Origin of the sequence: Methylacidimicrobium cyclopophantes, assembly GCF_902143385.2 — a bacterium.
Lineage (GTDB): Bacteria > Verrucomicrobiota > Verrucomicrobiia > Methylacidiphilales > Methylacidiphilaceae > Methylacidimicrobium > Methylacidimicrobium cyclopophantes.
The window spans coordinates 1-1,934 of the sequence record NZ_CABFUZ020000114.1 but is presented as its reverse complement, the minus strand read 5'-3'; the positions used below and the strand labels follow the sequence as shown (position 1 = coordinate 1,934).

The window sequence follows — 1,934 nt, the reverse complement described above, 5'->3', positions numbered from 1 at the left end:
GCCGGAGCGAGCCCGGCGGAGCTGATTGCGGCCGCCTACCGGCTTTGGGGAGCGGAGTCTGTAGGGCGGTTGGAAGGCGAGTTTGCGTTTGCTCTCTGGGATCCGGACCGAGGATGCCTCTTTCTCTCTCGCGACGGTTTCGGGGTTCGGCCGCTCTATTATGCTTGGCGGGATGGGGCGGGCGGGGAGCTCGCCTTTGCCTCCGAGATCAAGGGTCTCTTCGCCTTCCCCTGGATCGCTCGCCGACCCAGCGAGCTTGCCATCACCGAGTTCCTGGCTGGGATCGCGAGCGAGGCGGCCGGAACGCCTTACGAGGGGATTTGGCGACTGCCTCCCGGCCACTGGATGCGGATCTCGGCAGAGGGGATCGATCTCCGGGAATATTGGAGACTCGAAGCCGGGGCCCCGCTCCGGGGAGAGGATCGGGAATTGGCAGGAGAGTTGCACCGCCGCCTCGATCGGGCTGTGCAGCGGAGGCTGCGTCCCGGTGCCCGCGTGGGCGTTCTCTTGAGCGGGGGAATCGACTCCTCTTCGATGGCGGGTCTTTTGCGGAATCGCCTGGGGCCCATGGAACCGATCGAGGCGCTCTCGCTCGTCTTTCCTTCCATTCCGGAGTGCGACGAGAGCCGATTCCTCGAAGCGGTGGTCGAATATGCCTCCCTTCGACTCCACCGGCTGCGGGGCGATCTGCTCGATCCCCTCGAAGGAATCGAGCAGATGCTCTATCGGCAGGACGGCCTCTTCCTCGGCTACAACGCTTTTTTGAACACCGCCCTCTATCGAGAAGGGGCGGCCAGCGGCGTGGAGCTCGCCTTCGACGGATTCGACGGGGACACGGTGGTCTCTCACGGAATCGAGAGGCTGGCCGAGCTCGGCAAGGGGTTCCGGTGGGGCCAACTCTCCCGGGAGGCCAGAGCCCTGGCCGACGGACACGGATTCTCGGTCGGTGCGGTCTGGAAGGCCCATGTGCTCCGCCCGCTGATTCCCGCCCCCTTGCGCTCGGTGCGCCAAGCGCTCCGGCGGGCCCGCGGCGTGGGGATCCCGGCTCTGCCCAGCCGGAGCCTGGTCCGAACGCACCACCTGGTCGAACGGCTCGACGCCCTCCAGCGGCGCCATTTTGCGACCGCCGCTTCGGTGCGGGGGAGCCATCTTTTGCGGCTCACCGCTCCGATCGTCTCCGGACTTTTCGAAGGGGTTGCGAAGGAGGCCGGATGGTGGGGGTTGGAGCCGCAGCACCCCTTTTTCGACCGGGAGGTCGTCGACTGGTGCCTCAGGCTCCCTTCGGAGCAGAAGTACCGGAATGGGTGGACCCGCTATGGGCTGCGGGAGGCGGTGCGCGGCCTGGTGCCCGAGGCGGTCCGCTTACGGCGGGACAAGAGCGACCAGAGCTTGGTTCTCACCCGTCTCTTGCGTGAGCGTGACCGGAAGCTGCTGCTCGGCCTCTTTGGAGCGGACCGGGAATATGTGGCCCCCTACGTCGAATGGCGGGAGCTGGAATCGGCCTGGCAGCGATACGAGGCGGCTCCGCAGCCCTTCGACGCCATGATCCTTTGGCGGGCCAAGATCCTTGCTCTCTGGCTGCGGGGGCTGGCTTCCGGAAAGGGGTGGATGGTGCGGCCTCCGCGACCCAAAGAAGCCGCGGTGCGGAACTAGCCGGGCGTTCTCGTCGCCGTTCCGCTGGAGGCGCCAGCCCGATCCCTGGAATTGGTCTCGGTCTCTCTGCCGCATCGGGGGAAGAGCCTCCGGGTCGCCAGGAGGAGCGGATGGAGCGGGGCATAGAGGACGGAGCAGCCTGCCGGCAGGCGAAGGGAGGAGGGATCGGCCGCTGTGGGGGTCACCAGGAGCTGGAGGAGAAAAGCGAGCCGACGTCCCGGCGGCAAGTCGGCGGCAAAGGAGGCGCGATTCGGCCGCTGACCCGGCTGGAGGAGCCGGGG

At 67.4% G+C, this 1,934-nt stretch carries 2 protein-coding genes; one reads left to right on the top strand and one right to left on the bottom strand.

The genetic code is table 11. The annotated features are described in order from the left end of the window. On the top strand, positions 1–1,653 hold a 1,653-nt coding region (locus FN369_RS05035; protein WP_142525105.1), incomplete at its 5' end, for an asparagine synthetase B family protein. Here FN369_RS05035 and FN369_RS11105 read toward each other — a convergent pair. Beyond that, a partial coding sequence (locus tag FN369_RS11105) for a hypothetical protein (RefSeq protein ID WP_178087688.1) occupies positions 1,650–1,934 on the bottom strand: 285 nt, incomplete at its 5' end. The genes FN369_RS05035 and FN369_RS11105 overlap by 4 nt on opposite strands.